Source organism: Streptomyces sp. NPDC048473, assembly GCF_043200155.1.
In the GTDB taxonomy this organism is placed as follows: domain Bacteria; phylum Actinomycetota; class Actinomycetes; order Streptomycetales; family Streptomycetaceae; genus Streptomyces.
In genome coordinates, this window is the sequence record NZ_JBICXE010000028.1 from 33,100 (window position 1) to 47,433 (window position 14,334).

The following is a 14,334-nucleotide window of genomic DNA, read 5'->3' on the forward strand; positions in this document are numbered from 1 at the left end:
TCGGCCACGACGCGGGCGGGGCTTCGATTGCGCCGTACCTCGTGTCCGTAAGGCCTTCTCCACAGCACCTGCTGTCGGACCGTCCGCTCGCACCCGGGACCGGGAACGACGAAGCGCCCCGCCCGGCAGAAGCCGGTCGGGGCGCCAAGCGGCAGGTCAGAGGGGTGGTCCCCTCCCCCGCCACACGTAGGCCGTGTGGGACTCGAACCCACAACCAACGGATTAAAAGTCCCGGCAGAGTCCTGCCGGGACTTCCGTCGGGCACTCCGGTGGTCCAGAAATTCCTGGTCAGAGACCTGTTCTTGACGTCCGGGTCCAGATCTGAGCGCATCGTGCCAACACGTCCGCTCACGCATCGCTCACGCATATGCTCACGCTCCCCAACTGTTCGACTCGCCCTTCGAGGCCGGTTGGGGGGCGTCCCGATCTGCTGAGGAGCGGTCAACGGCCGGGCACTGGGTGACTTGTGAACGCCGACGAATGAGACCATAAAAGACGCGGTGACGGGCTCGTTCGACGTCAGCCGCGGTGATCGATGCGGCTCACGGGGGCGGCCCGTGCCCGTACAGCCGCCTGGACTCTGCGACAGGCGTTGGCACGGACACAGCGCTGCCAAGTAGAGCCAGTCTTCGACTTGGCGTGTGCAGAGTGCGATCCCATCGCTACAGTTTCAGCAAAATCGCGGACTTCGTGGCGGGACGGTGAAGTGGGTAGGCGATTCTTCATAGCTATGGGGAGCGGTCGGTACCGCCACCTACCAGAGAACGAGCAGTTGCGCTCCGTGCCCACCGATGTTCGCGCGACGACGGAACTCTTCGCCGGATTCGGCTACGAGCCCGTACTGCCTGGACTCGGCGAATACGACGGAGCCGAGCAAGTCCGGCAGAAGTTGTCGCACTGGTCGGAGGACACCGCTCTCACTAGTGATGACGTGGTGGTCGTGTACTTTGCTGGCCACGGCTCGGTGGAGGAACGCGACCGGCACTACCTGCTCTGCTGGGACTCACGCGACGGAGACTTCGCGACCACGGCGCTGGCCACCGAGGATCTGGTGCGCATCTTGTGCCGGGGAAACCTCCGCCACCTCCTGCTGATTCTCGACACCTGTGCCGGCGGTGCCGGCGGTGGTGAAGCCTCGGCGATCGCCCTGCGGACGATCGCCTATCGGAACGCGGATGCTGACTCGACGGGCTTGTGGTTCCTTGCATCCGCCCGCAGGAAGGATGTTGCCGAGGACGGCGCGTTCGTAGCCGCTTTGACCGAGGCTGTGGAGACGACTACAGGACGCACGGGTCAGCGGCAGCAGTATCTCGACCTCACAGAACTCGTAAAAGCGGTTAACGAGCTCTTCGAGCTCGATGGGGTGGGCCAACGCGCCGAGTTGGCCTGCGGACTCGTGACCGGCCTGGCCCCGTTTCTGCCGAACAGCGGGTACACGGATGAACTGCCACCGATCGGGACGGACCTGGAGGTACAGCGCCGGGTCGCCTCAAGGGACCTCACGGAGCACTTCGGTCCTCGCTCGCGGGGCGTGGAGTTTGAGTCGGAGCAGGGACTGTACTTCAGTGGGCGGGTCCGGGTGCTGTCCGAACTCGTGGCCTGGCTGACCGCTGACGGCGGCGACGGTAGAGGAAGAGTCGTCACTGGTAGTCCGGGCTGCGGCAAGTCTGCAGTCCTGGGAAGGGTCGTTGCGCTGTCGGACAGTCGTTACAGGGACCGCCTCGACCTTGCTGACGTCGACCCCATGACCGTGGTACCTGCCGCGTGTGTCACAGCTGCCGTGCACGCCCGTCACAAGCGGCTCGAAGAGGTGGTGGAACGGCTCGCCAGTGCCCTGGAGGTCGAAGCAGACGGCGCTGCCGCCCTGCTGCAGGAGCTCACCAGAAGGGGGCGCCAGGGGCCACCGCTGGTCATTGTTGTCGACGCGGTGGACGAAGCTGGCTCGGACACCGCCGCGGATGCCGGTGGTCACGGCGAGCCCCGCCGGATCACCAGGGAACTGCTCAGGCCCATGTCCGAGATTCACGGCGTACGCCTTCTAGTCGGGACGCGCCATGAGTTGGTCGGCCCCCTGGGTCCCACATTTGTCTGCATGGACTTGGATCAGCCCCAGTACCGAGCGAGTGTGGACGATGTGACTGGCTACGTCACTCGCGTCCTTCTGGCAAGCGAGGAGGCCGAAGTACGTACGCCGTACCGCGGCTTACGCGAACACGCTCGAATAGTCGCCCGTGGAGTCGCCGAGAAGGCGGCCGGCGTCTACCTCTATGCCAGAACGACGGCGCGCACCCTGCGGTCGGACGGGACGCCGGTGGACGTCAACCGACCCGGCTGGGCGGAGCAACTCCCGAGTGAGGTAGGCGAAGCCTTCGACGACTACCTTGCCCGTTTCGGGCCGGACGAGCCACGGGTACGCCGCATGCTGATTGCCCTCGCGTTTTCGGAGGGCAAGGGGCTTCCTCGGGGCCGGACCTGGACGGCGATGAGCACAGTAATCTCCGGCGTGCGCTGCTCAGAAGAAGACGTTTCTTGGGCCTTGGACGTAGCCGAGGCGTACATCGCAGAGGTCATCGACGACGACCGGCGTTCGGTCTACCGGCTCTATCACAAAGCACTGGCTGAGCATCTGCGCGCGACGGCGGACCGGCCTCCTGAGGAGATCCAACGGTCGGTCGTCGAGGCACTGCACTCCCTCGTCCCCGTCGCTTCCGGGGGCCAGCCGGACTGGTTCGCCGCTGTCCCATACGTCCGTCAGCACCTGTCCACGCATGCAGCGGCGGCAGGGGGCCTCACCCTCCTCATCGAGGACCCAGGATTTCTGCTCGCCAGCGAGCCGCTCGCTCTCTTAAGGGCGTTCGCCTCGATCGAAGGCGATGGCCCCAGACGGATCCGCAGCTCCTACGAGCAGGTCGCGCACCGCCTCACGAGTGATCACGCCGTGGGTGACCGAGCCGCCGACCTGCAACTGTCGGCCCGCCGTTGTGAGGCCAACGAACTCGCCGACCGCATTGACGCACTCGGGGTCGCCCTCCCATGGTCTGCTCGGTGGGCGTGGTGGTCGGCCAGTGGCGTACACCGGTTGCTCCACGGCCATACCAAGACCGTCGGATGCGTCGCGGTCGGGGCACTCGACGGCCGTCCCATTGCGGTGACTGGAAGCGCAGACGAAACGGTCCGCGTATGGGACCTGGCCTCACAGCGACAGATCGGCGAACCTTTACAAGTCGGCATATCAGTGAGCGCCGTTGCCATCGGAGAGTTGGGCGACTACACGATAGCCCTCACCGGCGCAGTCGACGGGACCGTAAAAATCTGGGACCTCTCGGCCGGCCAGGAGTACGGGCGTGCTCTCACCGGGCACACCAACCGAGTTGAGAGCATCGCGGTGGGCACCGTTCATGGACGCCCGGTGGTCCTGACAGCCAGCGCGGACGGCACAGCGCGCATCTGGGACCTGATCGAAAGGCAGCAGCTCGGTGCAGAGCTCGCAGCTCACAAACGTACGGTCCGGGACGCCGATCTGGGGACACTCGATGGACGTCCGGTGGCCATCACGGGGGGCGAAGACAAGGCTGTCTACGTCTGGGACTTGAGCGATGTATTCGACGGCGGAGACGCGCACGTCGATGGGAGTCCACTCATCGGCCCGGCCGACGCGGTGACCGCAGTGTCTGTGGCACAACTAGACGGCCGGGCCATAGCACTGGTCGGGGACGCGGCTGGAATGCTCAGCCGATGGGACCTCACCGATCGTAGGCAGATCGGTGAACCGGTCATGGCGCACGTCTACTGGAGTATGAGCGGGGTCGCCTCCGCCGTGACAGGCGAGTTCGAGGGGCGCCCTGTCGCATTGACCAGCGGAGTCCACGAGGCCCGGTTATGGGATCTGCGGACACTCCAGCAACTGGCACATCCGCTGCGCGGCCACGTCGAATACATCAAGGCAGCTACTCTCACCGCCCGTGAAGGCGCCTTCCTCGCTGTCACAGTCAGCGAGGACCGTACGGCGCGTATTTGGGACCTCACCGCGGATCAACCCGACGAGGGTCACACCCGCACTGTCAGCTGCATGGCCTCCCGTGAGGTCCGTGGCCAGCCCTTAGTCGTCACCGGGGGGCAGGACGCCACTGCGAGACTCTGGGATCTGCGTACGCGCTCCCAAGTCGGCGTTCCCATGGAAGGCCATTTCGGTGAAGTCTCGGCAGTCGCTCTGGGCGGTCTGGGCGGTCGTGTGATCGTCGCGACCGGCGGGTCCGACACTTCTGTACGGCTATGGGATCCGTTCCTGGGGACGCCCTCGGGACCACCCCTCCTGGGGCATACCAACGCAGTGCGCTGTGTCGCCTTCAGTGAACTGGATGACGCACCTATCCTGGTCACTGGCAGCGAGGACGGCACAGTCCGGATCTGGGACGTCACATCGGGATCTCCAGTTGGCCATCCTCTGGGAGGGCACATCGGTGGCGTCTCCCACCTGACCGTACGTTCCGCCGCGCGTGGGATCGAGGTCCTGCTAGCGACCTCCTTGGGTCACGCATATCTTTGGGAGATAGCCGGACGCGGCACTGCATGGCCTGTCGGACCACGTACGCACTTCACGGTGGAAGACCTCAGTCCTTTTGCGCAGATCGTCGGTGTTGCGTTTCACGGAACGCGGCCCGTGATTATGTCGACCCAGGCAGGCAACGCGGTCTACGTTTACGACGTACTGGACCGCAACTTGGTAGGGGGTCCGTTTCTCGGGCACACAGCCCTGGTAATGACTGGCACGCTTGGGCATATTGCGGGAAATTCAGTCGTGGCGACGATCTCTCGTGACGAGACCACTCGCATCTGGGATCTGAAGACAGCTCAACCCCTGGGTCTCCCAATGGAGGGACACACGCGGGTGGCGTATTCGCCCCAGAACCCCTCTGTCCCAGCACCCTTGATCGCGCAAGTTGACGGAACTTCGTTGGGGGTAATTGCCACTTTTCGCGACGTGCGAGTCTGGGATTTCGCAGCTACGCGTCCTATCGGAGAGCCATTGTGCGCCGCGGAACGGGCGCACGAATTGGTGTCAGTCGACATCATAAGTTCCGATAATGGCAGCGCCAGTGTCGTCACAACCGCTGTCGATGGTGTGGTGCGCACCCATGATCTGGATGGGGGCCACCAAGTAGCAGCCCACCTCACATCCTCATTACCTACGACCTATGACGCAATGGCCATTTCCATGAATGGCGAAAATATTCTCGCTCGCAGCGGCTGGACAGATTCCGAAGTGTGGAGTCTGTCGTCCCGAATCCGTCTAGGGAGGCGCGCAGGGGTGGCCTTGCGCGCGTGCCTGCTGCCGATAGGGAACGGCGGGGCTGCCATCGTGTCTGTTGCCACAGATTTCAGGCTCGAAGTCTGGAATTTGCGCAATCAGACCCCCATATGCTCTCCGATGTCAGGTCACACAGACTACGTGAATACATTACGGTCGGGATCTATAGGTGACGTCACGGTTGTGGCCAGTGCATCCAATGACGGGACTGTGAGATTGTGGGATCCGAGCGCAGGCATTCAACTCGGTGATCCTCTCAGCGGGCACAAAATGGGTGCTTACGGCTTGGAGTTCGCTCGCTGGGGTACGCGCGACGTCGTCATCTCCGGAGCAGGCGACGGCCGTCTGCGGTGCTGGGATGCCTCACGCGCAGAAGACATCGGCGTCGATCTTGAGCCTTTCCCCTCCACGGTTCGGGCGATCCGTGCCATCGCCGTCAATGGTTCACTCACCCTGGTCGCGGCAGACCGCTATGGACTCATTCGAGTCTGGAACATGACTTCCTCGTCCTGGACCTCTGAACTCGACATCGGCAGCGGTATCAGTGGCATCGCGATAGATGCTGGCGGACGGATTTGTGTAGCAACCGACATGGGAGTAGTCGCGCTGCATCTCAATCTCGCCCCCCAGAGGGGTGTCTCGTGACCCGGGTCGTCCTCGTTCATGGCATCGCCCAGGAGATCAAGGGCCCGGAGACGCTTGCCTCCGACTGGTACCCGGCGCTAAGCGACGGCATCGCCTTGGCGACGGGTCCGAGGCTGGCTCGCAACGACGTCTCGATGGCCTTCTACGGAGACTTGTTCCGCCCCTCCGGACACCGTGGATTTGCTGAGCCTGACCTCGATGCCTTTGACGTGCAGGAGGGCCTTGAACGCAAGCTGCTCCTCCAGTGGTGGGCGTCCGCATCCGAGCAGGAGGCGCGGGTTGCCGGCCCTGGTGCCGCGACCCGATTGCGTACCCCCCTTTTAGTGCAGCGGGCCCTGAACGCGCTGAGCCACTCCTCGTACTTCTCTGGCCTCAGTGAGCGAGCCATGATTGGCAGCGCTCGCCAAGTACGGCGTTACTTCACTGAGCCGCAAGTGCGCGCTGCAGTCCAGGAACGGCTAGCCCGTCTCGTCACCAGGGACACGGAGGTGATCGTCGCCCACTCCCTGGGAACGGTCGTCGCATACGAGACGCTTTGCGCCCACCCGGACTGGCCTGATCTGACGCTGATCACTCTCGGGTCCCCGTTGGCCGTCCGTAACCTCGTCTTCGAGCGGCTTGCGCCTTTGCCTGCCGGTGGTTACGCGAGATGGCCGGCTCCGGTAAAGCGCTGGACCAACATCGCCGACGCGGGCGATGTTGTAGCCCTGACCAAGGAACTGGCGCCGTCTTTTGGAGACCGCATCCGTGATCTTCTGGTCCACAACGGCGCCAAAGCACATGATGTAAGCCCATATCTCACCGCCCGAGAGACCGGCATGGCCATGGCCGACGCTCTGCGCGACGGCAACTCCGAGGGCTCGTGGGGTGCCACGCGATGAACACGAACCATGCCCGGCGCAGCAGCGTGACAGCTGAAGGCACGAGGCTGACGTCTGTCTTGACCTCCGGAATATCCGGGCGCACCCGAAATTCACGAGACTGAACTGCTACCAAGGCGCGGCGTGAACCCCGGCCACCGTGCGGTCGAGGTCCAGGTTGTCTGGTCAGCCAGCGCGGAAGATGCGAGATTTGGACTCACCCCAGCACCAAGGGTCTTTGCGTGAAGGCGATTGGCCCGGGTAGCCATGTACGTCCGGTGATGGTGGGTCATATTCCCTGTGTGGCAGCGGGTTGACCCGGACACGAGTGCAGGAACGGTGCCGGTGATCATGTAAGTTCTGCGTCGCATGAGTACCGAGCGAGCCCGTGCCTGCACCCATATCTTCTCCCATGCCCGCCGCGCTGGACCAGCTGGCCCGGGTGGACCACGCCGTCCCCCTGCCGGATGCGGTGGATCTGTTCCGATTCCTGGTGATCGTCCCGGACCCTCGTTACCCCCGCGGTCTCTGCGCTACCTCCTGCCGGCCCTGCTCGCCGCGGCGGCCGGGGCCGTCCCGGCCGGGGCGAGGTCCCTGACCGCGATCGGCGAGTGGATCACGGACGCGCCCCGCTGGGCACTCCGCACTCTCGGGTTCCCGCCCAATGCGCTGACCGGAACGGTCCCTGTCACGCACCCGTGAACCGTCCGCCGTCTGCTGTGCCGCGTCGACGGTGACGCCTTCGACCAGGCCGTCGGCACCTTCCTCTCCGCCCGCACCCCCGGCAAGGAGCGACGGGCGATCGCAGTCGACGGGAAGAATGTCCGTGGCTCCTGCACCCGTGAGCGGCCCGGGATCACGTTGCTGGCAGCGATGGACCAGCACGGCAACGTCCTCGCCCAGCGGCAGGTGGCCGACACGAGCAACGAAATCCCTGCCTTGGCCCCACTGCTGGACACGATCGACCTGGACGGGGCCGTCGTCACCGCCGACGCCCTGCACAGCAGGCACCACCATGCCCGCTACCTCCGCGACCGCCAAGCCCACTACATCGCCGTGATCAAGGCGAACCATCTGATCCTGCACGACCGGCTCCGCAAGCTGCCCTGGAACGAGATCCGCCTGGACCACCACGAACGCACACGGGCCCACCACCGGTTCGAGATCCGCGGCCTCAAGACCGCCACGTTCACCAGGAGTTTTCGGAAGCCAAGACGCGAGTCCTTCAACGTGGCTGCTGAGGCGTGAACGCGTGAACTCCCCTAATACCGACGGCGACTGCTTGCATCGCAGAGGGTGATCAGCCTGGCGTCAGTTGCCTCGTTGTGGACTCACTGGTCTTCTTTTACGCTCAAGCCTGAGCCGCTAACCGGGTGCTGTGCGCAACCATCGTCGCCCAGGCCATCCGGAGCTCAACTCACGAGTGCTGCGATCGCGTCCCTCAGTGTCCCGGCGACTGAGACCAGAGAAGCTACCGAACCGATCGCGAGGCCCAGCATCTCCAGCGTCTCGGTGAGCCGGCGGCCGTCGGGGGCAGAGCTACGCAGTTCTTCGTCAATGCGGGCGACGGCCTGTCGGCAACTGTCAATGCTGTGTACTTCGCCCGCGTGCACGTCCAGTGCTGCGGTGAGCTCGGCAAGGCTGGCCTGCGCGGCCAGGAGTCTGTGATCGTCGGCCCCTCCGCCCGAGACGTGGACCTGACGCATGTCGCCGCCGACCCTGCCCGTGTTGACCTGGTTACCGCTGCCGGTGACGTGGGTGCCACCGCTGTCACTTCCTCGCCCAAATCGCATGATTATCCCGCTTTCTCAGTTCCGTCTGTTGGACCGGGCAAGTTGCCTTGCTGGTGCATGCTCCCGCCCAGGTTCCCGGTGTTGACCTGGTTGTTGTCGCCGCTGATGAAGTTCTGCGTGATGGCGACGGCCTGACGCTGAAATTCTCCAATGGCCAGCCCGTGGTCAGAGAGGAATGCGCCCACCGTGCTGAACATGCGTGTCTGCAGGATCGACACGTAGCGCTGTACGTCCTCCGTCTGGTGCATGTCCTCGGTCGTGACACGGCTGCAGTGCTCCCGCAGGCTCACTGGCATCCCGTCGTCCTTCTGCGGCACGATCGCGGCGGCTGTGACGACTGCACTCAGGAGCCCGAGGCCGCGCCCAATGATGTTGTAGAGCCGTACAGCCAGTTCAACAGTGTCGCCGCAGGCGTGGAGCGGAGCTTCGACCACCTTCTTCGCGAGTTCCCATCCTTTGGCGGGCCCTGCGTCCGCCGAGGGAAGCAGTGGCGCAAGGACATGCGGGCGGGTAACGAAGTGGAGGGTGTTTCCCTCCAGCGCGGCATGGGCGAAGACAGTGACGACGATCTGGCCGTCCCAGCTGACGACTTGGGCAGCGAGGTACCTGCGGGAGAAGTGTCCGGTCGGCGCCTCCCGGGCCTCGGTACACATCTCGGTCGCCTCCGGCCACTCGGCCTTGGCGCTGCCATCGACGTCGCGGCTCAGCTTCTTCCATCGGTTCTGGGGGATGCCGAGGAACTCGGCCACGTCGCAATTTGGCAGCGCGTGAGTCTCGACGAGAATCCCACTCAGGTCCTCCAGCTCGTCCCGCACCTTGTCAAGCAGTTCGTCGGCCTCGAACTTCTGGTAGCCGTTGAGGTCTGTGTCGCCGACCTCACTCAAGGGCTCCTTGCCTTCGTCGGCGGCGCGGGCTGATGCCAGCTGGATTCGGGTTGCGCCCCTCCGCCATGCGTCGAGGCCGGCGCCCACGAAGCGGTCAGCCCTTCCCTCGTTGCGGTACCCAATGGTCTGCCACCGTTCAGTGACCGCGCACTCGTCGATCTTTCTGGCTGCGAGCGGAGCCAGATTGGGGCGCTTGGCGATGTTGCGACGGCCAGGACGTAGCGACTGCAGGTAAGCGTGGCAGGCCCAGCGGTCCAGCAGATACACCGCGGTCGCAGCGATCAGCAGGTGCGGCGTGACGTGCAACCCCTCCGCCACGGCTTCACGCAGCATCGGGATACGCGGTCTGGCGAGGGTCCATAGAACAAAAACAGCCACCGCGAGAAGAGCCGTTGAAACCAGCGAGCGGAATCCCCACCGCAAGATCGCCTGGCCCCGGCGCCCCCCGATTAGCTGCCAAAGCAGCATCGCAACAGCGATCGCGGCCAGCCCTCGCGGGTGGAGAGCGCCCAGGTAGACCAGCGCTGACACCAGTGCCACGCCGCGTAGCCGTTGCTGTCGCCGTGCCGCGATGCTGTGCGTAAGCACGGGTGCCAGCCCGAACCCGAAAGATGGTGCTGGGCGCTTCCGCGCATAGAGCACGTTCTTCAAGGCCCATTGCGCAAGGAACTCGCCAGTGAACTCATCCAAGGCTCTGATAGGACGTGGCGCCCTGCCCTGCATCCTGTCCTGCCACCGCCCGAGCCAGTCCCGCGCCTGTCCTATCCGGTTGACGCGCTCATGCATAGCGCCTGCCATGCCCCGCGTCACCGAGTTGGTCGATGGGACTGGATCCCGCTGCGCGTATTCAGCTCGGACCGGCAATTGTCCAGGGATATAGGCGAGTGGCGTGCCTGTACGACTGTCCAGAGGGATCCCCGGTACGGCTTCTTGCCCCTGCGCCCCGTCGCAATTCGGACTGATCCCGTTGGGCGCCACAGCACGCCATCGCAGCAGCGGCATCTGCCACCTCCCCCGAGGAACCGCTCGTGAAGCCCTCACCCTGTGCCATGGAGCACCAGCTTCACCGGGAAACGCTTGCGTATGGCCGATTAGCGCCCTCCCATCGGCCGACACGTTGCGAATCAGGTTGTCCTTGAGCGTTCCACCAAGGACCTCCGCGCCCTCGGCCGTCAGGCTGCGGGGCTGGTTGGCACGCTTCGGAATGTGCTGACCCGTACCGGGGAAGGTCCAAGCCATGAACGGAGCACTGTCAAAGTGGGCGCGTCAGCTGGCCGAAGCTGAGCTGCGTGGGCCGCTTCCTCGTCGATGGGCGCACTCGCAAGGGGTCGCAGGGCGCGCGGCCGAGTTGGCGGAGGTCCTCGGCGATGACGCGGGCATGCTGGTTTCTGCCGCTGTGCTGCACGATGTGGGCTACGCTCCGCGGCTGGCCGTGACCGGTTTTCATCCCCTGGATGGTGCTCGGTTTCTTCGTAACGTGCATGCTGCGGATGAGCGGCTGGTTCGGTTGGTGGCGAACCATTCGTTTGCGTTGCTGGAGGCTGAGGAGCGCGGGTTGCGGGGCACGCTGGAAGCCGAGTTTCCGCTGCTCGACGACCATCGGCTCGTGGATGCCTTGGTGTACTGCGACATGACGACGACGCCCGATGGGGAACTCACGTCTGCCGAGGCCCGGCTGGCGGAGATCACGGACCGTTACGGCGCCGACAGCGTGGTGGGGCGGTTCATCCGTCGAGCATCGCCGGGAATCCTTGCCGCTGTGGAACGGGTCGTGTCGGCTCTGGCCGCTCAGCCCAGGTAGGGATACGTGCCGGCGAGGTAGTCGCCGATCTGCTGACGCATGCTGGGGTGGATGTCGTACTGGTCCAGGTCGGATGGCTGGATGTAGCGGACGCCGTCGGCTTCGTCGTTGATGGTGGGCTCGCCGCCCACCGGTCGGCCGATGTAGGTGTTCTCGTACTGCTGGCGGATCTCGCCGTCGGTGTAGGCCACGATGTGGTTAGGGTTCGTGTAGACCCCCAGGAAGCCGGTGATCTCGGCGATGATGCCGGTCTCTTCCAGGCACTCGCGCACCGCGCATTGTGCCGCAGTCTCGCCGATGTCCTGGGCGCCACCCGGCAAGGCCCACTGACCGGTGTCTCGACGGCGCTGGAGCAGGATGGCGCCGCTCTGGTCAACGACGAGCAGGTTGTTGGCGGGGATGAGCGTGTTCGCCTTAGGGGCCTTGGGATCGTTGTAGTACTCAGTCCTGCCCATAAGACGAGGACACCTCCCGGTCTGGCGTCCAAGGCCGTGCGCCGGCCCAGACAGCGTCGAAACTCTGAGCGTAGTTGTCGAACCACCCCGCAGAATCGACTCTCTTGAGATGTAACAGAGGGTTGGCGCTGGCTGGTTGACCCCAGACGTGCGGGTTGATCAGCAGGTCGTCGTCGTAGCGGAAGAGGGAGGTGTAGAGAGTGGTGTCGTGCAGCCTGACTTCGCAGCCGGCCTCGGCCACTAGGGGACGGTAGTAGGTCAGGGAGGCACGGATCTTGGCTGCGAGGGTGTCACCGATGCCTTCCTCGCGTCCTCGGATCGCCGCTGCCTGGCCATTCGAGTCGCCGAAGCAGAGCCGCACATGCACTCCGGCCGCCGAGCGTTCAGCGAGCATCTTGGCGACGTGAGGGTTGGATTGGGCGAAGAAGGTGCCGGAGAGGACGAGGACGCTGATCTGCTCCTGGGCCCCTTGGAGCAGCGAGAGCCACATGTCGCGGGGCACGCTGGCCCGGTTCTGGTAGGTACCGACCAGCTCCAAGCCTGTCCCGGCACTGGAATGTCCGGCGCTGGGCACCGGGGCCGGCCAAAGGAACAGCTCTTCCACCCGCAGATGCTGGGCAACCCGGAACCTGTGGCGCGGGTGTGGAATGCGCCCACCGAGCCATCGACTGACCGTCTTGGGGTCCACCTCGCAAACTTCGGCGAGTGACTCTGGCGAGACGCCGCGCTGGGCGAGTACGGAGTGCAATCGCTCGTTCACAGTCGCCATCCAAGCCGAGGCGGCCACGAGCGGGCAAGGACGTTACGGGACGTTCCTCAGTCCGAGGTTTCGGCCGCGGAACTTACGCTTCTCGGTATGGAGCTCATCGTCCTGTGGGATATCGACCACACGCTCATCGAAAATTCCGGGGTCAGCAAGGAGATCTACGCCGCCGCCTTTGCGGCGCTGGCAGGAGCCGGCCCGGCCGAGCCCGCGCGGACGGAGGGGCGCACGGATCGCCTCATCATGCGCGACATGTTCCAGCGGAACAGACTGCCCGAGCCCGCCTGGGCTGTTGTCGAGGCGGCTCTAGCTGGTGCAGGGGAGGAACGCCGCCACGAGCTCAGCCGGCGCGGAACGGCGCTGCCCGGCGTACGCGACGTCTTGAAAGAAGCCTCGGTGCGAGGAAGCTGGGTGTCCTCGGTCCTCACCGGCAACATCGCAGCCAACGCTCGCGTGAAGGTATCGGCCTTCGGCCTCGACCCCCTGCTGGATCTGGCTGCCGGCGCCTACGGTGCTGACTCCCTCCAGCGTTCGGGATTGGTCGCTGTTGCCCGGGAGCGCGCCCAACGTCTGCGGGGCGCGCGAAGTGACGTGCCTGTCGTGCTCGTAGGCGATACCCCGAGGGACGTTGAGGCAGCCCTCGACTCCGGATCCGGGGTCGTCGCAGTCGCCTCTGGCCTGCACGGTACCGAAGAGCTGGCCGCGGCCGGCGCCCACGTAGTACTGCCCGACCTGACGGACACCGCACGTGTCATCGGAATCCTGGAGACATTCGCGACGCACTGAAAACGTCCCAGGACGTCCTCGTAGCGTCCGGATACGCGGTGACGCGGTCCGAAGCCATTCCGCGAACATCAGGTCTCCCACCAGGCAACTGCCAGAAGGAGACCCACGTGATCGGGGAAATCACCGGGATCCGCAGGATCCGAATGCTGTACCTGCAGCTGTTGTACCGCTGCAACTTCGAATGTCTGCACTGCTTCCACGGCAAGCGGCTCCAGCACGCCGATGTCTTCACCGCGGACGAGGCAATCAACCTCATCATTCTGATGCGCAAGCAGTACGGCACCGAGGCTGTCACCCTGCTCGGCGGAGAGCCATTCGTCTACAAGGACCTCGCCCAGATTGTCCGGTACGCCAAGCAGGACCTGGGCATGCAGGTCGAGATCTGCACCAATGGCTACCGGATCGAGCGCCGGCTCACCGAGATCGCCCCCCACCTGGACTTGCTGCGGGTATCGCTGGAGGGAATCGGCTCGACCAACGACCACATCCGCAAGTTCGGGAGCTACCAGAGTGCGCTGAGCGCCCTCGACATCGCCCGGGGGCTCGGAGTTCGCACCGGCGCGACCATGACGGTCACCTCTCGCAACATCGACGAGGTTCTCCCTCTGGCGCGCACCCTCCAGCACTACGGGGTCGAGCAGTTGAAGCTTCACTGCCTTCGGCCGGTCGGCAACGCGGCAGACCACCCCGAGCTCCTCGTCACCGACTCCGCCGCCTATGTCCGCCTCCGTGACCAGCTCCAGAGCGCCGAGCTGACCATCGAGGTGATCGTCGACGAGGACTTGTCCGAGCACGGCGCCCCGGAGATCTGCGTCCCTGCGGGCGGCCCGAAACAGATCGAGCGCATCGAGGCCGATCCGCGTGGCGCACTCACCATGTCCTGCAAGGCAGTAGGCCGGGACTCACACGCCTTCTGGTACGACAAGCTCGCCAACCACATCGCCCACCACCCCTCGGACAGCGACGAACTCACACTCGCCGTCCCGGACGTGGTGTACGGACGTGCCTGACCAGGCGCCGTTCGAGAGCCTCGAAGGGC

General features: G+C 64.9%; 10 protein-coding genes. 6 read left to right on the plus strand and 4 right to left on the minus strand.

Annotation, left to right across the window (positions count from 1 at the left end):
- The first annotated feature begins 730 nt into the window (after positions 1-730).
- From ACGFU7_RS33265 to ACGFU7_RS33275, 3 genes are all read left to right on the plus strand, one after another.
- Positions 731-5,953 (plus strand): caspase family protein, encoded by a 5,223-nt coding sequence (locus ACGFU7_RS33265; protein WP_393700923.1) that lies wholly within the window; start codon positions 731-733, stop codon positions 5,951-5,953.
- On the plus strand, positions 5,950-6,834 hold the full coding sequence (locus ACGFU7_RS33270; protein WP_393700837.1) for a hypothetical protein: 885 nt from the start codon (positions 5,950-5,952) through the stop codon (positions 6,832-6,834). The genes ACGFU7_RS33265 and ACGFU7_RS33270 overlap by 4 nt, the downstream gene beginning before the upstream one ends.
- A 696-nt stretch (positions 6,835-7,530) precedes the next feature.
- A complete protein-coding gene (locus tag ACGFU7_RS33275) occupies positions 7,531-8,061 on the plus strand; it encodes an ISAs1 family transposase (protein WP_393700925.1) in 531 nt (176 codons plus the stop codon).
- Positions 8,062-8,225: 164 nt separating this feature from the next.
- Here ACGFU7_RS33275 and ACGFU7_RS33280 read toward each other — a convergent pair whose 3' ends face one another.
- On the minus strand, positions 8,226-8,519 hold the full coding sequence (locus ACGFU7_RS33280; RefSeq protein WP_393700838.1) for a DUF5955 family protein: 294 nt from the start codon (positions 8,517-8,519) through the stop codon (positions 8,226-8,228).
- 89 nt (positions 8,520-8,608) lie between these two features.
- A complete protein-coding gene (locus ACGFU7_RS33285) occupies positions 8,609-10,180 on the minus strand; it encodes a hypothetical protein (protein WP_393700839.1) in 1,572 nt (523 codons plus the stop codon).
- A 547-nt stretch (positions 10,181-10,727) separates the two neighbouring features.
- On the opposite strand from ACGFU7_RS33285, the gene ACGFU7_RS33290 reads away from it, so the two are divergent.
- Complete coding sequence (locus ACGFU7_RS33290; protein WP_393700841.1) at positions 10,728-11,291, plus strand: HD domain-containing protein; 564 nt, start codon at positions 10,728-10,730, stop codon at positions 11,289-11,291.
- Here ACGFU7_RS33290 and ACGFU7_RS33295 read toward each other — a convergent pair.
- Together ACGFU7_RS33295 and ACGFU7_RS33300 are read right to left on the minus strand one after the other, a co-directional pair.
- Positions 11,279-11,746 carry an NUDIX hydrolase gene (locus ACGFU7_RS33295; protein ID WP_393700842.1) on the minus strand — a complete coding sequence of 156 codons (468 nt, stop codon included), beginning with the start codon at positions 11,744-11,746 and terminating at the stop codon, positions 11,279-11,281. The two genes, ACGFU7_RS33290 and ACGFU7_RS33295, sit on opposite strands and share 13 nt — an antisense overlap.
- Positions 11,733-12,506, minus strand: a complete 774-nt coding sequence (locus tag ACGFU7_RS33300; protein WP_393700844.1) for an XRE family transcriptional regulator — start codon at positions 12,504-12,506, stop codon at positions 11,733-11,735. The genes ACGFU7_RS33295 and ACGFU7_RS33300 overlap by 14 nt, the downstream gene beginning before the upstream one ends.
- Before the next feature lie 96 nt (positions 12,507-12,602).
- Here ACGFU7_RS33300 and ACGFU7_RS33305 point away from each other — a divergent pair, with 96 nt between their 5' ends.
- Together ACGFU7_RS33305 and ACGFU7_RS33310 are read left to right on the plus strand one after the other, a co-directional pair.
- Positions 12,603-13,295, plus strand: coding sequence for an HAD family hydrolase (locus ACGFU7_RS33305; RefSeq protein WP_393700846.1), 693 nt, complete (start codon positions 12,603-12,605; stop codon positions 13,293-13,295).
- A 107-nt stretch (positions 13,296-13,402) separates the two neighbouring features.
- The gene (locus ACGFU7_RS33310; RefSeq protein ID WP_393700848.1) at positions 13,403-14,305 is read left to right on the plus strand and encodes a radical SAM protein; all 903 of its coding nucleotides are present in this window, start codon (positions 13,403-13,405) and stop codon (positions 14,303-14,305) included.
- Positions 14,306-14,334: the final 29 nt, after the last annotated feature.